The 20,070-nt window shown below is 46.2% G+C and carries 18 protein-coding genes; 9 read left to right on the top strand and 9 right to left on the bottom strand.

Annotated features, from left to right (window positions below):
- Both BMX44_RS17320 and BMX44_RS14590 read right to left on the bottom strand, forming a co-directional pair.
- Nucleotides 1-152 (bottom strand): methane monooxygenase/ammonia monooxygenase subunit C (locus BMX44_RS17320; protein ID WP_281246235.1); only part of this gene is annotated, 152 nt, incomplete at its 3' end.
- 345 nt (nt 153-497) lie between these two features.
- Entirely contained in the window at nt 498-854 is a 357-nt protein-coding gene (locus BMX44_RS14590) for an arsenate reductase family protein (protein WP_090634391.1), read from the bottom strand.
- Between the two features lie 453 nt (nt 855-1,307).
- On the opposite strand from BMX44_RS14590, the gene BMX44_RS14585 reads away from it, so the two are divergent.
- The 6 genes from BMX44_RS14585 (at nt 1,308) to BMX44_RS14560 (ending at nt 8,639) form a co-directional block, all read left to right on the top strand.
- Entirely contained in the window at nt 1,308-2,573 is a 1,266-nt protein-coding gene (locus BMX44_RS14585; RefSeq protein ID WP_090634389.1) for a glutamate-5-semialdehyde dehydrogenase, read from the top strand.
- Nucleotides 2,574-2,621: 48 nt separating this feature from the next.
- Nucleotides 2,622-4,430 (top strand): dihydrolipoyl dehydrogenase, encoded by a 1,809-nt coding sequence (gene lpdA / locus BMX44_RS14580; protein ID WP_090634387.1) that lies wholly within the window; start codon nt 2,622-2,624, stop codon nt 4,428-4,430.
- 226 nt (nt 4,431-4,656) lie between these two features.
- Complete coding sequence (locus tag BMX44_RS14575; protein WP_090634386.1) at nt 4,657-5,061, top strand: hypothetical protein; 405 nt, start codon at nt 4,657-4,659, stop codon at nt 5,059-5,061.
- A gap of 326 nt (nt 5,062-5,387) precedes the next feature.
- A complete protein-coding gene (locus tag BMX44_RS14570; RefSeq protein WP_177167778.1) occupies nt 5,388-6,095 on the top strand; it encodes an ATP-dependent zinc protease family protein in 708 nt (235 codons plus the stop codon).
- Nucleotides 6,095-7,642: an inactive transglutaminase family protein gene (locus tag BMX44_RS14565; RefSeq protein WP_090634382.1), complete on the top strand. Its 1,548-nt coding sequence runs from the start codon at nt 6,095-6,097 to the stop codon at nt 7,640-7,642. The genes BMX44_RS14570 and BMX44_RS14565 overlap by 1 nt, the downstream gene beginning before the upstream one ends.
- On the top strand, nt 7,623-8,639 hold the full coding sequence (locus BMX44_RS14560; protein ID WP_090634381.1) for an alpha-L-glutamate ligase-like protein: 1,017 nt from the start codon (nt 7,623-7,625) through the stop codon (nt 8,637-8,639). Before BMX44_RS14565 ends, BMX44_RS14560 begins: the two co-directional genes overlap by 20 nt.
- Here BMX44_RS14560 and BMX44_RS14555 read toward each other — a convergent pair.
- The 5 genes from BMX44_RS14555 to BMX44_RS14535 form a co-directional block, all read right to left on the bottom strand.
- The gene (locus tag BMX44_RS14555; RefSeq protein WP_090634379.1) at nt 8,626-9,447 is read right to left on the bottom strand and encodes a phosphorylase family protein; all 822 of its coding nucleotides are present in this window, start codon (nt 9,445-9,447) and stop codon (nt 8,626-8,628) included. The genes BMX44_RS14560 and BMX44_RS14555 overlap by 14 nt on opposite strands.
- Nucleotides 9,444-11,423 (bottom strand): squalene--hopene cyclase, encoded by a 1,980-nt coding sequence (shc, locus tag BMX44_RS14550; protein ID WP_090634378.1) that lies wholly within the window; start codon nt 11,421-11,423, stop codon nt 9,444-9,446. The genes BMX44_RS14555 and shc overlap by 4 nt, the downstream gene beginning before the upstream one ends.
- 39 nt (nt 11,424-11,462) lie before the next feature.
- Nucleotides 11,463-12,287, bottom strand: coding sequence for an MlaA family lipoprotein (locus BMX44_RS14545; RefSeq protein WP_245738956.1), 825 nt, complete (start codon nt 12,285-12,287; stop codon nt 11,463-11,465).
- 170 nt (nt 12,288-12,457) lie between these two features.
- Nucleotides 12,458-13,474, bottom strand: a complete 1,017-nt coding sequence (locus tag BMX44_RS14540; RefSeq protein ID WP_090634376.1) for an NAD-dependent epimerase/dehydratase family protein — start codon at nt 13,472-13,474, stop codon at nt 12,458-12,460.
- A gap of 105 nt (nt 13,475-13,579) precedes the next feature.
- The gene (locus BMX44_RS14535; RefSeq protein WP_090634374.1) at nt 13,580-14,233 is read right to left on the bottom strand and encodes a MotA/TolQ/ExbB proton channel family protein; all 654 of its coding nucleotides are present in this window, start codon (nt 14,231-14,233) and stop codon (nt 13,580-13,582) included.
- Nucleotides 14,234-14,642: 409 nt separating this feature from the next.
- Here BMX44_RS14535 and xseA point away from each other — a divergent pair, with 409 nt between their 5' ends.
- From xseA to BMX44_RS14520, 3 genes are read left to right on the top strand one after another with little or no spacing between them, the layout of a single operon-like run.
- Nucleotides 14,643-16,031 carry an exodeoxyribonuclease VII large subunit gene (gene xseA / locus BMX44_RS14530; protein ID WP_090634372.1) on the top strand — a complete coding sequence of 463 codons (1,389 nt, stop codon included), beginning with the start codon at nt 14,643-14,645 and terminating at the stop codon, nt 16,029-16,031.
- A gap of 31 nt (nt 16,032-16,062) precedes the next feature.
- Nucleotides 16,063-16,449 (top strand): DUF423 domain-containing protein, encoded by a 387-nt coding sequence (locus BMX44_RS14525; protein WP_090634370.1) that lies wholly within the window; start codon nt 16,063-16,065, stop codon nt 16,447-16,449.
- Nucleotides 16,442-17,623: a THUMP domain-containing class I SAM-dependent RNA methyltransferase gene (locus tag BMX44_RS14520; protein ID WP_425433720.1), complete on the top strand. Its 1,182-nt coding sequence runs from the start codon at nt 16,442-16,444 to the stop codon at nt 17,621-17,623. The genes BMX44_RS14525 and BMX44_RS14520 overlap by 8 nt, the downstream gene beginning before the upstream one ends.
- Before the next feature lie 61 nt (nt 17,624-17,684).
- Here the strand turns inward: BMX44_RS14520 and BMX44_RS14515 are convergent, their stop codons facing one another.
- Both BMX44_RS14515 and BMX44_RS14510 read right to left on the bottom strand, forming a co-directional pair.
- Nucleotides 17,685-19,301 carry a glycerol-3-phosphate dehydrogenase/oxidase gene (locus tag BMX44_RS14515; protein ID WP_090634367.1) on the bottom strand — a complete coding sequence of 539 codons (1,617 nt, stop codon included), beginning with the start codon at nt 19,299-19,301 and terminating at the stop codon, nt 17,685-17,687.
- Complete coding sequence (locus BMX44_RS14510) at nt 19,298-20,065, bottom strand: glycerophosphodiester phosphodiesterase (RefSeq protein ID WP_245738955.1); 768 nt, start codon at nt 20,063-20,065, stop codon at nt 19,298-19,300. The genes BMX44_RS14515 and BMX44_RS14510 overlap by 4 nt, the downstream gene beginning before the upstream one ends.
- Nucleotides 20,066-20,070: the final 5 nt, after the last annotated feature.

Raw genomic sequence — 20,070 nt, 5'->3', positions numbered from 1 at the left:
TGCGAATACGCAAATGTACGCTGATACCAGATCCAGAATATCGCTACCGCAAGCATCAGCCCAAGACCTATCTTGTAGTACTTGGAGTCGTACCACAATGACATGTCGTAGTCAGCACTCGCAGCGCCACTCGTTCCCATTGTTGTTGCCATCTTTATTCCTCCTTACTTACTTGTTAATTAATACTACCTTCTCTTGTCTCTAATACTAATTAATTAGTACTGCTCTTTTTACAACAGCTCAAGCGCCTTCTTCCCTAGACACTCCTTACGCTGCGTCCCACAGGCTAGTCGACCTTACACCATAAAGTCAAGTCATTTGTCATAAAATCTCCACTTAAACCATAGGGACTTCGAGTATATTAATTTTTTCTTCACTTTTTAACAAGATTGTTTACATATTTTGTTGATATCCCGTTTAAAAGTCTTTTAAAAACAGGCACCAAAACAGCTGTCAATATACTCTCATTGGAACAATCAAGTCCATGTGCTTTCAGCTTAACTGCACCAAATCTTGCGAAACTGCATTTCATCAAAACCAATCGTTGCCCGTTTCCCATCGGTGATAAGCGGTCTTTTGATCAAGCGGCCATTGCCTGATAACAGGACAAAAATTTCCTTGTCAGATAATACAGGTAATTTATCTTTAATTTTTAGTTCGCGATAATGCACACCACTGGTGTTGAAAAGCTTCTTTAACGGCGCTTCCGCAAACTCGACAATTGCGGCTATCTCCTCTGAAGATGGTGGATTCTCAGTAATATCAATAAACTCATATGTAATACCAGCCTGCTGCAAAAATTTTTCTGCCTTACGACAGGTTTCGCATTTTTTATAGCCATAAAATTTAATCATTCTCTTCCACTCAGACAATCTAAAAAAAAACAACAAACCAAGTGTCACATCATTAGAAATGCATTTGATATTGATCAGGTATTAGTGCGAACAAATCCGGAATAGGCGCATTCAGCCCGAGCCTCTAAGAAATGTTCTCTCTATCAGGATACAATGCTTCCAATCATCATTGTTGATTTGTTTATTTCACCTTGATTACCAACTTGAAATCTGAAGGTAAAGCCAGAATTAAGCTATCATCCCGACATATATGACACACTCAAGCATTTTTTGTGAATTAGAATGGTTAATAACATCGCATCATTTTTCCACCCATATCATAGAAAAGCGGTATTAAACGTCAAATTCAACTACTTCTCCAATACCAATACGTAACGACTGTGTTTAATCCGTGTTGTACTATAATGACGACCAAACACTCATAACCAAATAAATCAGAAACAATTCCAGCCCATGAGTATCACCGAAATTAAACAATACATGCAATCCGTTGGCCAACAGGCGCGTACAGCCTCGCGGCTAGTTGCGAAAACTGAAACTATTGCCAAGAATCGGGCGTTAATCGCGATGGCAGATGCAATCAAACGAGAAGAACAGAAATTGCTGTCGGAAAATACCAGGGATGTGGAAAACGCTAAAGCGAAAGGGCTCGATACTGCCATGATCGACCGTTTAACCCTGTCTCAGAAAGGGATTACAAATATGGTCGAAGGACTCATGCAAATTGCTTCGCTTGCGGATCCGATTGGTGAAATCACCAATATGAATTATCGTCCATCCGGTATTCAGGTTGGCAGAATGCGTGTTCCTCTTGGCGTAATTGGAATTATTTACGAAGCGCGCCCGAATGTGACCGCTGATGCTGCTGGACTTTGCCTAAAAGCCGGTAATGCGGCTATTCTTCGTGGAGGTTCGGAAGCGATTCACAGTAATCAGGCAATTGCCGCATGTGTAAGAGAAGGACTCGTAACAGCCGGTTTACCTGAATCCGCCGTACAGGTCATTGAAACGACTGACCGAGCAGCAGTTGGTGAACTAATTACAATGAAAGACTATGTAGATGTAATTGTCCCGCGCGGCGGAAAGGGTTTGATTGAACGCATTTCAAATGAAGCGCGCGTGCCGGTAATCAAGCATCTGGACGGCATTTGCCATGTGTATATTGATGATCAGGCAGATTTCGACAAGGCAATCAGAATTTCCGACAATGCCAAAACCCAACGCTATGGTACCTGTAATACCATGGAGACCCTGCTGATAAATGTGAATATAGCACCCAAAATACTGCCGGCGCTGGGTGAAATCTATCTAAAAAAAAATGTTGAAATGCGTGGCGATGAAGCGGCACGTGCTATATTTGCAAACATGAAACCCGCGATAGAGGAAGATTGGTCGACCGAATATCTTGCACCGGTTCTTAGCATTCGTATCGTAAACGACCTTGACCAGGCAATTGACCATATTAACCATTACGGCTCACAACACACCGATGCAATTATTACTGAAAATTATTCGCGCGCACGTCGCTTTCTGCGAGAAGTCGATTCCAGTTCGGTTATGGTCAATACCACGACACGCTTTGCGGATGGATTTGAGTACGGGCTCGGCGCCGAAATCGGTATCTCCACAGATAAAATACATGCACGCGGCCCGGTTGGACTGGAAGGATTAACCAGTCAAAAATATGTTGTGCTGGGTGATGGGCAAATCAGGCAATAATTACTGCAATATCATTCGCGTGTCTTTTCATTCTATTAAATCAATGCAATGAACCAGGAAATTGAAATAAAAGTCCCTGATATCGGCGACTTTAGCGATGTATCCGTCATTGAAGTGCTTGTTTCTGCGGGTGACAGAGTGGAAAAGGAAACCTCGCTAATTACTCTTGAAACCGACAAAGCAACTATGGAAGTACCATCACCCCAGGCCGGTGTAATTAAAACTATCGCGGTCAAGGTCGGCGACAAGGTGTCAGAAGGATCACCCATTGCAACACTGGATGTCACCGAGCAAACAGCGACACCCGAACGCACAGAACCAGCAGCAAACAGAACCGAAAATACAATAGAGAAATCCGGCAAGCAGCAACAAAAGGAAACGTCGCCTCCATTCACCCAAAAAACATCAGAACAGACTCAGTCACAAAACGACACTCCACGAGGCGACCTGCATGCAGAAGTGGTTGTACTTGGTGCAGGACCAGGTGGATATACCGCAGCCTTCCGGGCGGCTGATTTGGGTAAAAAAGTCATTTTAATCGAGCGCTACGCCACTTTGGGCGGCGTTTGCCTGAATGTCGGCTGCATTCCATCAAAAGCCTTATTACATGTCGCAAGAATCATCACTGAAGCTGAAGAGGCCGAAAACCAGGGTATTACATTCGGCAAACCCAAAATTTCGCTTGAAAAACTAGGCGCGTGGAAAAAAACTGTTATAGACAAATTGACCAAAGGACTCAATACACTGGCAAAACAGCGAGAGGTGGACATTCTGCATGGTACCGGCCAATTCGTGTCGCCAAATATGCTTCAAGTAGTTACTGAATCAGGTTCAAAATCCGTTTCGTTCGAACACTGCATTATCGCCGCCGGATCAAGTGTGAGCCGCATCCCTGGGCTACCGCATGATGATCCGCGCATTATCGATTCCACCGGAGCGCTCAAGCTCGAAACAATACCAAAACATCTGCTGGTCATCGGCGGCGGGATTATTGGCCTGGAAATGGCCACGGTTTACTCTGCACTTGGTAGCAAAATCAGTATTGTGGAATTTATGGACCAGCTTATTCCAAGTGCAGATGCTGATCTGATCAAACCATTGTACAGAAGACTCAAGAAACGGTATGAAGCAATATATTTGAATACACGTGTCACCAACATAGATGCCAAGAAATCCGGCTTGACCGTCAGCTTTGAGGGCGAGAACGCTACTGGCCCGCAGACATATGACAGTATCCTGATAGCAACAGGTCGCCACCCTAACGGTTTCAAAATTGGCGCAGAGAGCATCGGCATACAAATAGATGACAAGGGTTTTATTCGTGTCGACAATCAGTTACGCACCAATTTCTCGCATATTTTTGCGATCGGCGATATTGCTGGCAATCCCATGCTTGCCCATAAAGCAACCTATGAGGGCAAGCTTGCAGCTGAAGTAATCGCAGGACATAAAGTCGCATTTGATGCACGTGCAATTCCTTCTGTGGCCTACACCGATCCGGAAATTGCCTGGATGGGACTAACAGAACGCGAGGCCCGACAGCAGGGTATAGATTATGAAAAAGTCAGTTTTCCATGGGCGGCCAGTGGACGTGCTATTTCCATGGCACGCGATGAGGGCCTGACGCAATTGATTATGGACAAAAAAACACGGAAGATTCTCGGTGCCGGCATTGCTGGAGTCAATGCTGGAGAATTGATCGCGGAAACCATGCTGGCACTGGAAATGGGTGCTAACATGGAAGATATCGGTTTGACGATTCATCCGCACCCCACACTGTCCGAAACTGTGTTTTTTGCGGCCGAAATGGCTGAAGGCACGATCACCGATTTATTCGTACCCAAAAAATACAGGTAATTTTAAAATAATCAATCGATTGATAAAGCTGACAAGACTGATTGAAGATACACTGGTTTTGTGCTACAACACCTGATATATTCAAAGAGCCTGCGTAGGCAGATTTCACGTACGCATGCATCGGTCGCATTTAGGACCTCATCCGTTTTCACATGCTAATTACAAGAAATACAGTAGATTGGAAGATAAGAGATAGCTACTGTTTACATATCGAGGGGAACTGTATATGGCGCTTTATAGAAACCACGTCATCGCCCGCCTGTTGATTTTATTATTCTGCTGCATCAGTCTGAACATAGGGGCTACCCATATTTCTAAACCTGTTCTAGTTGAACCTAAAACTCAGTATCTGGTTGGAGAAAAAGTCGTTGTCAATGGGTGGGTTGACTACAATGCACAACCTACGGCGGATGTTTTGCTGAATTTTCGTGTTACGACTGAGAAAGGGACTCTTATTGCTGAAAAATCCCACACCAGCGATAAGCAGGGACATTTTCAATTCGAGCTAGAAACCAGAAATCTGCAGCCTGGTTTATATACAATCACGATTACTTCCCATTGTCTGGAAATTCACCGCGATATCTGCTCCTATAATGAAGAAAAGTTGACTTTCGATCTGAACAATCCTTAACACTGCCGGTCAATAATTTACCTGTTTTTTACAAAAGACAGTTGGAGACTTAATCGATCACCGGTAAAATCAAGTTGCAATTCTATGCCCGTTTTTCTGCAGTGGCGTCCTGAACAAAAACCAGATTATTTATTCAAATTTAGGCCATAAACTTTATGCTGTTTCACACCCGAAAAAAGCCATTCCTACCAAACACAATTTCAATCAGTTTTTCGGTCATCTGTTTAACTGTTTTTTCAGGTTGTCAAACAACAGATCCTCACTCAACGAATACACATGCAGCAGAACAGCTGCTTTTCTCCAGACAAAATAACCTCGAGGAACGCATGGCTGAATTGAACAGACGCGAAGATGCCCTGATCACGCGCGAAGCGGCCATAAGTGCGAGAGAAAGTGAATTGGTTACCTTGTTTTCAGAATTATTGAAAGAAAAAAAACTGCTGGAAAGTCAACAAATACAGTTAGAAAATCAAATTAGCACCGCTGCCCGCAAAAACAATCCGCCCGCTCCTCCTACTTCTACACCCAGGACCGCAGCAAAAAAACCGCAAAACACATCCAAAAATACTTCAGCCTCACAAAATAAAGCTGTCAAGGACGACATCACGATCCTCGGCGGCCTTGAGTATGTTTATCTTGATCCTCCAGGGATCAACCTGAGCGCACGAATTGATACAGGCGCGCAAACTTCTTCCCTAAATGCGCTTGATATGGTTGAATTTGAGCGCGATGGTAAACCTTACATAAAATTCAACATTATAGATCCCGAAACAAAGGAAAAATTAGAATTAACTCGCCGGATTCGCGGATATACCAAAATCAAAAAACATAAGACCGAATCCCAACGCCGACCTATCGTTCAGTTGCGGGTAAAACTGGGAAATCTTGATGAACAAATCAGTTTCACATTGATAGACCGAAGTAAATTTGAGCAACAGGTACTAATTGGCAGAAACTTCTTACGTGATCTTGCTGTTGTGGATGTCAGTAAGGAATTCACAAAACCCAAAACAACTCCGAATACCAGACAATAATGCAAGCTCAGGCAAGACTGTACTCCGCTGTTTTACTGATTTTTTTCATCGGTATCGGATTAATTTTATATAAACATCTGGCGCTCGGGTTTCCATTAATGCCTGATGATAAAAAATTTGTCTGGACAATAGAAGCAAAAATAGATTTCCAGGCGCAGGGAGACCCCGTTATTATTTCTCTCGCACTCCCTCCCAAAGAACCGAATCTGACCTTTATGGAAGAGGATTTTGCATCATCCGACTACGGTTTCAGTGAGTTGACATCAAATAACGAGCGCCGCGGCCAATGGAGTAAACGAACCGCAAAGGGAGCACAAACAGCATATTACAGACTGAGTGTGTACGAAAACGACAAACTCGTTGAAGATCAACCGATTGATGAACCAGAGCCACCCAAAGAACCCGAATTGGACGAAGTCTTCATGACTGCTTCCATGACCTTGCTTGAGCAGGTACGCGCCCGATCCGCAAACGCGGAAATTTTTACGCGTGAGTTGATACAGACACTGAATTCGAAATCACCCAATCAAAACCAGCGCCTGTTGCGAAATGATAAAGCCGGAGAAGATTATAAAACAAACCTGATACTTGATTTGCTCGCGCTTGAGGGTATCAGTGCACGTGTCGTTCGAGGTCTGTTTCTTGAAGATGGCCGAAGACGACAATCACTGACTAATTTTGTTGAAATCCACGATGGTAGCCAATGGATTCTGTTTAATCAGGATACAGGAAAAAGCGGCAAGCCAAAAAATTTTCTGATCTGGCAACGTGGCGGCCAGTCATTACTTGATGTTGTCGGCGGCAAGAATTCCCAGGTTTCATTTTCTATTATCAAAAATACGCACTCCACGAGAAATCTTGTCGTCAACAGCAGCCAGAACAAACAGGCAGCAATTATAGATTTTTCCATTTACAGTCTGCCTATTGAGCAACAAAATGCTTTCAAAATGATTCTTTTGCTGCCAATTGGAGCACTGGTCGTTGTTATTATGAGGATACTCGTTGGTATTCGCACCTCTGGCACGTTTATGCCCATTCTGATTGCACTGGCACTGATTCAAACTACGCTGGTCACCGGTATTGTTATCTTTCTTATCGTTGTTGGTACAGGACTGATGATAAGATCATACCTGTCCCGCTTGAATCTATTGCTTGTTGCGCGAATCTCAGCAGTTATAATTGTTGTTATTACCATAATTGCGAGTATCAGTATTATCAGCAACAAACTGGGATTAAGCCAGGCGCTTACGGTCACATTCTTTCCGATGGTCATACTGGCCTGGACAATTGAACGCATGTCCGTGCTTTGGGAGGAAGATGGCCCCAGGGAAGTATTGATTCAGGGTGCAGGCAGTTTACTGACCGCCATTATTGCCTATTTATTCATGACAAATCGTACCGTTGAATACCTGACATTCAATTTTCCTGAGCTGATGCTGGTCAATCTGGCGTTGATTCTGATTCTGGGCCAGTACACCGGCTACCGCTTAACCGAGCTATACCGATTTCATACTATGGGCAAACGTCATGCTATTGACAAGCATTAAACGCCTGAAAAGCATGGGTATTATTGGTATGAACCAGCGTAATTTCGGGCTGGTTTCCCGCTATAATCCACGCCATCTCTATCCGTTGGTCGATGACAAACTAAAGACCAAACAACTCGCCCAACAAGCCGGCATTACTGTTCCCAAGCTGCTTGGCACACTGCATTATCAGCATGATGTCAAACAACTCAAAAACATATTAAGCCCGTATCAGGAGTTCGTTATCAAGCCTGTTAAAGGTAGTGGCGGCAAGGGTATTCTGGTCATTACCGAGCAGGCTCATAATCTGTACTACAAACCCAGCGGTGACGCAGTCAGGCTTACACATATTGAACGTCATGTCTCGAATATTTTAAGTGGATTGCATAGTCTCGGTGGAAAACCTGACTCGGTCATGATCGAATCATTGATTCACATAGACCCGGTTTTTGCCAATTACAGTTATGAAGGGGTACCGGATTTGCGTGTTATTGTCCTGAAAGGATATCCGATTATGGCGATGCTGCGACTGGCCACGCATGCTTCGGACGGCAGAGCCAATTTACATCAAGGAGCTGTAGGCGTAGGTATTGATATTGATACAGGAGAAGCGCTGCACGCAGTACAGTATGGAGATCCCGTCTATCACCATCCAGATACCCGCAAATCTTTTCATGATTTAACAGTACCCCACTGGAACAAGCTGCTGACACTGGCCGCTGCTTGCTATGAAATAACCGGACTCGGTTATCTGGGTGTTGATATTGTTCTTGACAGAGACCATGGGCCCATGATCATCGAATTGAACGCACGACCTGGATTATCGATACAGGTTGCCAATTTCGCCGGACTCGCACCTCGTGTAGCAGCTGTAGAAGCGCTGATACAGGTCGACCCTGACCCTCGGGTTCGGGTCGAATTCAGCAAAAAAAACTTTGCGGCGGCGCGCAACCTGTTTCGTTCCCGCAGAAAAATAAGCCAATCCTTGCAACGATCGCTAAGTCTTACCTTGAGCTAGCTATTTCAGTATCGTTATTATCATTGCCGGACTCTTCGGCCATATGTTTTTCGCCCTGTCCGAGCACGAGCTCATTAGCATGACTACGGTCTGTCAGTTCGCTCTTAAAACCTAGGCCGGTTGTTTCGACAACTTTGCTGAGCGTCGAGCGTGCTGCATACATACCCATACCCAAATGAAAAAGCGTCTTAAAAGACACTGATCGTTTGATTAATATCGATACAAGCTTAACCACATTAACCGTTCCATCCGCATAAACAGCGTCCAGCAATACCGGTGGTGGTGAAAACTCAAGTGGATCGACGATTGCACGAATAGCGATAAAGGGCAGGTCCATGTGCGCCGCAAATTCTGCAATAATTGCAGACTCCATATCAGCAGCGCAAGCGCCTGTCTCTTCTGCAAGCTTTAATTTTTCTTGTCGTGATGACAACGGGCTTTGGGTATCAGCCAGCGTTCCCCCGACAACAGTCAGGTAAGAAGGCAGCATCTCTGCAATACGTTCGCGCCATTCAAGGGTTACCGGCAGTTTTCTTCCCTTGCAATACGTAGCCTCAGGCAGTACAAGATCTCCAGGTATCAGTTTGTCATCCAATGCAGCCGCCACCCCAAAACTGATCAACACATCCACGCCGTATTCATGCAGGATCTGAGATGCCTTTAACGCACCTGCACCGCCCATACCACCAAGACACAACCGTGTTCTTGGTGCTATTCTGGCAATTTTAAAAAGAGGAAAGCGTAACTTCATTAAACAGCTTGCCTCGGATTTTAGTGCGGACACTATGCCCACGATACTTTCACTCATGTTTTATTTCCTTTGGTCAAGGTACGATAACGTCCCAGTGCCCAGACCGGAAAATAATTGGAATAACCATGATATTTCAGATAAAAAACCCGCGGAAAACCGGGCGCTGTGAACCAAGGTTCATCCCATAATCCACCAGGCGCTTGATTACGCAATAAATAATCCACACCAGTTCGTACTGACTTGTTGTTGACTTCGCCTGCAGCCATTAATCCGAGGATCGCCCAAGCTGTCTGAAATGACGTGCTGGTCTCAAACTGACCGGCCTGTTGCGTATCAAAATAAGAATAATTTGTTTCGCCCCAGCCACCGTCCTCCCGCTGTATTGATTTTAACCATTGCACCGCACGCCGGATTGACATGTGATTTGGGTCCATCCCAGCCAGTTTCAGCGCCTCAAGCACTGACCATGTGCCATAGATATAATTTGTGCCCCAGCGTCCAAACCAAGATCCATTGGCTTCCTGTTCGCTTAACAGGAATTCTATCCCGCGCTGGACAGCTTCCTGATAACGTTCAGCGTTATAAAGACTGAGTGAACCGACACAGCGGGCTGTGACATCGCTGGTTGGCGGATCAATCAGCGCACCGTGGTCAGCGAATGGGATTTCATTAAGGTAATGATAAGTATTATCCACATCAAATGCAGCAAAACCACCGTTACTTGATTGCATTCCCGCCAACCAGTCAACGGCTCGAGCAATCGATTGTTCATATGCACCTTTAAGATCCTCTGGTGCCTGATTTTGCGTTTGCACCAAGGCCCAGACAACGGCCGCGGTATCATCCAGGTCCGGATAATGCGGATTAGCGTACTGAAATGCCCACCCGCCACCTGGCAGTGCCGGACATTTGTCACGCCAATCGCCCGGCTCATCCAATATCTGTTTTGTTAACAACCAGTCCATCGCTGCACGTACAGGCTGCTGATCTGTATCTTCATCTTCCTGCAACGCCAATCCACTTAATACCGTATCCCAGACTGGTGACGTACAAGGTTGACACCATGCCTGTTCATCCTCGAAAACCAGCAAGCCTTCCAGCGCCTTACGGCATAATTCACGATCGGGATGATCTTTCGGATATCCCAACAGCGCCAGTGCTTCATAGGCATTGACCATTGCCGGAAAAATGGCGCCTATTCCGCATTCACCATTTAAACGCTCCAACGTCCACTGTTCCGCACGACGTATTGAATATCGTCGCATAAATTCAGGCAGTTGCGGTTCAAACTTTGACAAAATGCGCTCAACCCACATAAAAAAACGTTTCAAGCGTGTTTCCGCTCGAGGAAAATAATTTTTCTCTTGCTCGGGCGGCACTGTAAACAATTCACGAATATTCACCCGGCGCGGATTGGCAGCTTTGGCTTTCAAGGTACACAAAATGGATAAGGGAACCATGACAGTTCGTGACCAATACGAAATCTTGCTCAAATGAAATGGAAACCATTTCGGCAGCAGAATCAACTCTGATGGAACTACAGGCACGCCCCGCCAGGGAATTTGCTGATACATTGCCAACAGCAAGCGAGTAAACACATTGGAACTGGCTGCTCCACCATATTGAAGAATCGCCTCTCGCGCTCGAACCATGTGCGGCTCATCGGGTGAGTCTCCAACCAGTTTTAATGCATAATAGGATTTTACCGAGCAGCTGATATCAAAATCACCGCCATAATATAAGGGCCAACCATCATGTGATTTGTCCTGCTTTGAACGGATAAAACGGGCAATTTTCTGTTCAAGTGCAACATCCACTTCATCCATAAAATGCATCATCAGAATATATTCCGCAGGTATCGTGCAGTCTGCTTCAAGCGGAAAACACCAATGACCGTCCTGATTCTGCATGGCCAGCAAAGCTGAACGCGCCTTATTCAATTGACTTTTCAGCAACACGGTTTCATCTTCGCTGTCTTTGACCGAATCTATTTGTGTCTGATCCACTGTTATGCGCTCTTGCATCCCGTTCATATATAGTCCAAGTAAATAGTCAAATCATCTCTGAGAGTATCAGATACCCTGTTCACTCAAGCCCTTACCTTGGTTTTTCTGTTGAACAGCTTCCTCGGAATGATCGTCTTCCGAAGATTCATTACCAGAAACCGGCCTTTTGTGATTGATATCGAAAGGATTATCCTGGAAGGGCTCGTCGTCATACAAATTCAGCGGCGGATCACCGTCGTAAACCAAAAATTCACGCTGTTGCAGCGATGCTTCCCGGACAAACAAGTAGGGATCCAGTGCTGCCTGATCTCGAATGCGCATTGGTCCCGCCAGGCGCGCCCGCTTGTCGATGGCCCCAAGAACTGTCAATGGAGCAAAAACTCCGGCACCGGCTACAGCACCAACATAAAAAAGTACATTGGTAAACATAGATACAGGCACACTCGCCACATCCCGTTCGCTGCTCGGGCCCAAAATAGGGATAAACAGATATGAACCCGGTTCAAACCCCCATACACCCAATGTCTGCCCAAAATCCTCGTCATGCTTTTCCAGCCCCATATGCGTCGCCATATCAAACAGACCGAATAAGCCAACTGTTGAATTGATGACGAAACGCAAACCATCCGCAAACCCCTGCTTGATCTTGCCTTGTAAAAAAGCATTTAAAACAACATTCGGATACGATACGTTATCGTAAAAATTCCCAATTGATCGCTGCGCGGCATTCGGCACATAATCCACATATGCATCGACTACCGGTTCAAACAATACGCGATCGACTTTGTCGGTAAAGTCATAGGAAACACGGTTGATATCTTCATGCGGATCGACCGGATCAATATTTGCATCATCTTTTTTGGACCATGAAGCGCAACCCTGCAGAAACATGACTAGAAATAACCAAAAAAATACTTTCCGCACCCAGCTTGTTCTCTTTTCTTTCATCAACGTAAGGACAGTAACACTACCCATCGCCCCAAAATTTCCAATTTCAGTGCAAAACAGTGTATTTTATACGAGACACAAGCATCGTGTCATGGAATTAACGTTCAACACGGCTATACCCTTTGTTGCATGGGCAAGCGTCGGGTAATCAACCCCTCGTCACAGAGCCACTCTATTTCATCAGCAAGCGCCTGATACACCGAATTTTGCGGTAGCCCCAGTTCCTGAATTGCCTTTTCACTGTCAAAATACAACGGGTAACGTGCCAGTCTCACCCCGGTCAACGGTGCTCTTGGCTGGTTTCGGGTCACATAATCTGCAATAAATTCAGAAAATGCACCTGCTGCCAATGCAGCCCAGTATGGAATTCGAATTTTGGGCATCGCAAGGCCGGTAATTTCCTCTATCATTCGCAGCAACTCGCTTAGCATCAAATTTTTATTGCCAAGTATGTATCGATCACCGGACCGACCATGTTCGGCTGCCAGTATATGACCGGCAGCAACGTCCCGCACGTCAATCAGATTAAAACCACATTCAAGATATGCGGGCGGTCGCGTATTGATAAAATCAAGAATCATACGCGTTGGCGGAGTAACTCTTCGATCACCCGGACCAACCGGCAGTGCCGGTGCAACAATAACAACAGGCATGCCGTTTTCTACCGCTTCAACAGCAGCCTGTTCAGCGAGAAATTTTGAACGGCTGTAAGGCCCGGGCAATTTGTGAATGGGGCGTCTGGTTATCACTTCGGCTCCGGTCTCCCATCGCGATTTTCCCACAAAAATCGACTCTGTAGACGTATGTACAAAAACTTCAAGATCGCACTTTTGAGCTTCTTTTAGCATCATACAGGTGCCTTCGTAATTGACACGCCTGAAGTCATTTTTGTCATGAGCCCACAAATTCGGATTTGCCGCCAGATGGTATATTCTCTGCACACCTTTTAACGCGTTTTTGACGACATCGGCATCGCACACGGAACCACGTACCGCCTCGACGTATGATGGCAACGGCACACCCGGCAATTCCAGAACTCTTACTTCATCGCCGCGCTCATGAAGCTGTTGAACCAAATGCAAGCCAATAAAACCGCCGCCACCAGTAACCAACGAGCGTCGTATACTCACTTACACTCCTGTTTTCGCAGCATAAAAATTATTTTTTTACTAATCAAATCAAACAACCTGCTAATATCCAGGCAGTATTTATCATAAATACTGCAAGATTCCACACTATCGATGCGATTGCACGACATTCTGGTCTTGTCTGAGCCCTGCTGTTAACTTGCGCTCTCCCTGAACAGTCTCGACCAGTTTCAGTGCCTGCAATTCCATTTCTATCGCCAGCGCATCTACTTTTGCACGAAAATGGCGATAAAAAATCATACTCGGAATAGCAACGAGTATACCAAAGGCTGCATTATAAAGTGCGACAGAAATGCCGTAAGCCAGCTGCGCCGGATTGCTTCCCGTCGGAGAATTGGAACCAAAAATTTCAATCATGCCGACCAGCGTTCCAAATAAACCCATTAATGGGCTTAGTGCGGCTATTGTCCCCAGTGTCGTCAGATAACGATCCAGATCATGCGTCACGACACGCCCGGCCTCTTCGATGGATTCCTTCATGATTTCACGTGGGCTGTGCTCGTTTTGCAATCCAGCGGCAAAAACCTTTCCCAGCGGGGAATGCTGCTGAAGTTTGGTAACCATGTCCAAAGTGACGCCGCTTCTTTTATATTCGTTTAACACTCTCGGCAGCAAGTCTTTCGGTGCCACCACATTTTGACGCAATGACCATATTCGCTCGCCAATAATACCTACAGCTATAATGGAAGCTAAAATAATAGGCCATATCGGCCAGCCCGCTGCTTCAATTAACGATAACACCCGGCATTCTCCTCACGTTTGTTAGACTGGATTGAATTTATCAACTAAAAAAAAACAGGTACCCTGATTCCAGAATCAATTACAAAATGCATCTTGCTGATTTGTGTTCGGAAACTGGCAATACTTGCCAATCATATCTGTGAATAACCTTGTGGATATCCCCTGAATATTAAGTATTAAGTCATCAGAATAAAACAGTATTTTTGCAAAAACAAATTTTACACAATTTGAATTGTCATTTATAAACAACAAATTATAATAAATATATGATTGATTGATCACGAAGCCGGTTATAGTATCAATTTCACTGGTAAATGTGGATCATTTTTAAATCTGATAACATTTAGTTTCATACAGTTGAAACACAACACACGGCTGACACGATCATTTGGGCGGATCACATACCTCTATGAATTTACCATCTGCACTCGAAATTACCCAGACAATTATAACGGTAAGTGAACTGAACAGTAACGTTAAAACCGTTCTCGAGAATAACTTTCCTTTATTATGGGTCAATGGTGAGATTTCAAATCTTAAACGATACCCATCCGGACACTGGTATTTTTCACTCAAAGACGCCGATGCCCAGGTTCGCTGTGTTATGTTCCGACATAAAAACCAGTATCTTGACTGGCAACCCAGGGATGGCACTCAGGTTGAAGTGCTCGCGCTGGTAACACTATATGAGGCGCGCGGCGATTATCAGCTGAATGTCGAAACTGTACGGCGTGCAGGTCTGGGCACATTATATGAAGCTTTCGAACGCCTGAAGAAACAACTTGATAGAGATGGCCTGTTCGACCCGGACCGGAAAAAAAAACTTCCCGCTTTCCCGCGTCAGATCGGCATTATTACCTCTCCTGCGACGGCGGCATTACATGATGTGATTACCACGCTGAAACGCCGCTTGCCGTCACTGCCAATAGTCATTTATCCAACGCCGGTACAAGGCAGAGATGCTGCGATAAACATTGCCTCCGCAATTGTCGCAGCCTCGGCACGACATGAATGCGATGTCTTGATTTTATGCAGAGGCGGCGGCAGCATAGAGGATTTATGGGCATTTAATGAAGAAACAGTCGCGAGGGCCATCGCCGCCTGCACAGTCCCTGTAATCAGCGGTATTGGCCATGAAACTGATTTCACCATTGCTGATTTCGTAGCCGACAGGCGCGCGCCCACACCGACTGCAGCTGCAGAAATATCCAGCCCGGAAATAACAGAACTGAAACAGCGGTTATCCAGACAACATCAGAAACTGCACCATGCTATAACACGCAAGCTAGAAAACAGTATGCAGAAAATCGATCTGCTCACACACCGGCATACACACCCAGGCGAACGCATTCAAAACCAGTTATCACACCTTCAGCATTTACAGGAGCGTCTCATTGCCAGCATCACATACCATATCGACAAACGATTTTGGGTAACCCGATCATATTACCAGCGCATCCTGTCCAGTCGACCCAATCTTACACCGGTAGCAGAGCAGCAAAAAAGAATAGCTGAACAGCTTTCACAGACATGCTTACGAAAGATTGAAATAATGGCAACAAAACTACAACACCGCCAGGAACAGTTAATACAGCTAAACCCGCAATCCATCTTAAACCGGGGATACAGTATTACTTATTCTTCCGAAGGCAAAATCGTAAGCAAAGCGAATCAGGTCAGTGCAGGTGATAAAATTCAGGTAAAATTCGCTCAAGGGCATGTCAATGCCAATGTAACCAAAACCTGTAATAACAGCAATAAAACAAAAAAGACCAATCCCCGGTCCGATAATTACTGAACATCAACAAATCCCAAAAAGGAAAATTTCAATGCCTAAACCGTTTCTCTTACTGGGCGCTATCAATACTTTTATCTGCATTGCGCTGGGTGCTTTTGGTGCACATGGTTTAAAAAGCGTCCTCACCGATGACATGCAGACTATTTTCCATACCGGCTTGCAGTATCACTTATACCACTCGTTTGGCTTGCTGATCATTGGTCTCCTGTTAATCCACTACGCCAAATCTCGTTTGATTGAACTGTCCGGTTGGCTGATGCTGCTCGGCATCATTCTATTCAGCTTTAATTTATATCTGCTTAGCCTGACCGAAATACGTGCTTTTGGTATCATCACACCATTTGGTGGTTTTTCTTATATAGTTTCCTGGGTTGTACTTGCCATTGCGCTTTGGAAAGACAGCCCGTCTGTTGATTAACAAGTCCTTGAATGCGCGGCCGCTGCAGTTTTTCGCCCCCTGTCCGCGGGGGGTTGAGGCCATGCTGGCTGACGAGCTGTCGAAACTGGGCGCCGCTATGGTTCTATCAGCGAATGGCGGCGTGCACTTTCAGGGAAACTGGAAAACCTGTTATCAGGCCAACCTCGGCAGCCGCATTGCAAGTCGCATTTTATGGCAAATCACCAGCACAACTTATCGCAGCGAGCAGGACGTTTACGATACCACACTGGCATTACCCTGGCATGAGTGGTTCTCATCCGAATTAACCGTACGTGTCAATCTGGCAGCAATTAAATGCCCATTACGCAGCCTTGATTTTGTTACGCTGAGAATCAAGGATGCCGTCTGCGACAAATTCCGTAAAATAACCGGCAAACGTCCCAGTATTGATACCGTACATCCCGACATCCGCATACACGGTTTTTTAAACGCAAACGAATTTACGCTCTATCTGGACACATCCGGCGATGCGTTATTTAAGCGAGGCTACCGAAAAGCAGCTGGAAATGCACCTATACGCGAAAATCTGGCAGCGGGCATTTTATCTTTAACCGGTTGGCAACCTGGCAAGCCACTGCTTGACCCCATGTGTGGCAGCGGAACATTTCTGCTTGAAGCCGCCCAAATCGCGTTAAATATCGCACCGGGATCACAACGGCATTTCGCATTTGAAAAATTCAAGCAATTCGACCAAGCCCAATGGATTAAACTCAAAAAAGAAGCATTGAGCAAACAGCACCCGGCAACCCGGCAGCCCATTTACGGCAGCGATCTATACGGATATGCACTTTCGGATGCGCGAACCAATCTGGAAGCCGCTGGTTTACTTGATGCCGTACACCTGAAACAGGCCAATGTGCTGGAGATCACCGCACCGACACCGCAGGGTATTCTGATAACCAATCCGCCTTATGGCGTCCGCATTGGAGAAACACAGTCGTTAGCTGAATTTTACCCAAAACTGGGTGATATATTGAAAAGCAAGTTCAGCGGCTGGACTGCCTATATATTATCCGCCGACACCATGTTACCAAAAACAATTCGGCTTAAGGCAACACGCCGCACGCCTTTATTCAACGGTGCACTCGAATGCCGCTTGCTCGAATATAAAATGATCGAGGGAAGTTTGAAGAGAAATAAAACACCTGAGTAATATATTCCTGCATCAACCCCGCATGATTCAACGGTTTGAGATTTACTTGTACAGCCAGGTTCTAATGTTTCCAACCATAACCACTGCAGCGCGCAATTTCTTCCTGCACTCTCGATTCGCCCCAGTTCAGCACAGTCGCGACGTTTCCACCGATTCGGCGCAAATCTGTTTCGGTCAGCTTCGCGAGAATCAGCAGTGGCAACCGGCGGCGCAGCAGATCGTCCAGGTGCATAACCATCTCGTCGGCTGCGCAGTGCATGAGATCGGCCTGGATCAACGGTAAGGACGGAACAATGCGTGCAGCCAGATCCGGTCGTTGTTCAATATCCTTCAGAATGTCTGAAACCTTACTACCATGACGCCGAATCAGCCACAACGCACTTTCCGGGTCAACTTTCAGTTCCGCAGCCAGTGCCTGCATTGTTTCAGACCAGCGCAAAAAGCTGTCCAGCGATGTGACCGGTTCCTTTGAGTCCTGCGGCGACCAGGGCAGCTTGCGGTTTCGGGTTGCGCAGGGCGCGTCAATATTCAATTCTTCACAGACCCGGTCGACAATCTGAGCGGCATCCTGCCGGGCTGACGTTAATTTTCCACCAATCGAATAGTGAACACCGTTTGAAGCAGTTCTCACTACCCAGTCCCGGCTGACGGATGAGGGTGATTCAGCTGAACCGGCAGTCGCTTCATGCTTCAGTACCCGTACACCGGCAAAAGCGCCGACAATATCACTGCGCGTCCAGGGTTCGCGCAAATAATCATTGACCGCATTCAGCAGATAATCGACTTCTGTTTCGTCGACGTCGATACGATTCAGCAGACCCTGGTAGGTGGTGTCGGTTGTTCCCAGTAATGTCAATCCATACCATGGGATCATAAAAAAAACGCGCCCGTCCGAACGGGCTGTAAGCAGCAGCGCCTCTTCCAGACCAAGCTGTGGCATGACCATATGAATACCGCGGGTCAACAAACAATTTTCCGGACGTCGATTGTCCGCTGCTATCCAGGGACCCGTTGTATTAACAATCTGTTTCGCCTGAATTGTATACGTCCGCCCCGCCGGTTCATCGTAAACAGCCGCACCTGTAGCCTGCTGGCCGGTTTCTATCAGGTCGGTCAGTTTGCAGTAGTTGACACATACCGCACCGGCATTCATGGCACCTTGTACCAGTTCCAGCACCAGCCGTGCGTCGTCGGTCTGCGCATCGGCGTACGTAAAACCGCCCTTCAGCGTATCAGCTTTTAAAAAAGGAAAACGTGCGCTCAATTGCCGACGGTTGAAATAGCGATGTCGTTTCGACGCTTGTTGTCCAACCGCAAGCAAATCATACGCCATCAGCCCCAGCTTCAAGCGCAGCAAACCGACCCGGCTGTTCGCATACACAGGTACGCCAAAACGCAGTGGCCATACCCGGTGGGGCGCAACCATCATCAACATTTCACGCTCGGTCAGCGTTTTCCGCACCAATCCGAATTCAAATTGCTCAAGATACCGAAAACCGCCGTGAATCAGCTTGCTGGATGCAGAAGAAGTAGCGCTGCCCCAATCACCCTGATCGATCAGCGCAACATTCAGGCCGCGCAATACGGCATCATAAGCCGTCCAGGCACCGTAAATTCCGCCACCGCATACAAGCAGATCGAACGTCTGACTTTCTAGCCGTTCGGGATTTCTGTTCATGCACCACCCGGTCTCGCATTCCGCATTTCAATCGCCTTGTCCGGCACATCGCTGATCAGTATATCGACACCCAGTTGTAGCGCCTTGTTGATCTGATCATCCGTATTACAGGTATATACGATAATGCGTTTATAGTGTGCACGCAGCAGATCTGTCAGATGCTGATCCAGCAAAGCTATTGGCAAACAGAATCCGTAAAGAAACGTACAGTCGTTCAATGTTTGCTGCACGTCCGCGATGGTCTGGTGATCGTCAATATTGCAAACCAGAGGCGTATCGCAACCCTGCTGATGCGCATAAACCAGACTCTGCAAATTAAATGACGATACCAGTAAACGGTCAGCAGTCCGGCTGCCTGATACTTCTTTAATGAGATTAATCACACGGCGCATTTTGATTTCATGGCGAATGACGGGTTCCCTGTCATGGTTTTTGACTTCGATCAGCAAGCGGCAATGCTGATTGTAATCATTCAGAAACGTTTTCAGCGTCATGATGCCTTTATCGCCGGTTTGCGGAAAATTCAACGTTTCCAGTTGCGCCAAATCAAAATCATCGATATGTTGACCGGCCAGACCGATTTTATCGAGAGACTCGTCGTGCCAGAGCACCGCCACTTCATCACGACTAAGCTGCACATCGGTTTCAATACCGTCAATTGCATATAGCAATGCATGCTCGAAAGCCGCGCGCGTGTTTTCCATGGCTTCCCTGCTTGCGCCGCGATGGGCAAAAACCTGGCATATACCGGACTGTTGCTGCAAAATTT

The organism is Nitrosomonas marina (assembly GCF_900110145.1).
Taxonomy (GTDB): Bacteria; Pseudomonadota; Gammaproteobacteria; order Burkholderiales; family Nitrosomonadaceae; genus Nitrosomonas; species Nitrosomonas marina.
Note: the sequence above shows the minus strand (reverse complement) of the source record. Positions and strands in the feature narration are given on the sequence as shown.